This window comes from Mesorhizobium sp. M1A.T.Ca.IN.004.03.1.1 (assembly GCF_003997555.1).
Lineage (GTDB): Bacteria > Pseudomonadota > Alphaproteobacteria > Rhizobiales > Rhizobiaceae > Mesorhizobium.
On record NZ_RZTV01001230.1, the window covers coordinates 1 to 229 of the forward strand.

General features: G+C 63.8%; 1 protein-coding gene. It reads left to right on the forward strand.

Features of this window, described 5'->3' with window-relative positions; genetic code table 11:
• On the forward strand, nt 1–229 hold a 229-nt coding region (locus EOD29_RS35620; RefSeq protein WP_164764135.1), incomplete at both ends, for an MFS transporter.

The window sequence follows — 229 nt, forward strand, 5'->3', positions numbered from 1 at the left end:
CGGCGATCGACGGCGGCTGGCTGATGCTGGTCTATGCCGGCATGCAATTCCTGTTCGCGCCGCTGCTCGGAAACCTGTCCGACCGCTTTGGCCGCCGGCCGATCCTGTTGCTTTCGGTGCTGACCTTCGCGATCGACAATTTCATTTGCGGCATCGCCACCAGCTTCTGGATGCTGTTCGTCGGCCGCGTGCTTGCCGGCATCAGCGGCGGCAGCTTTGCCACCTGCTC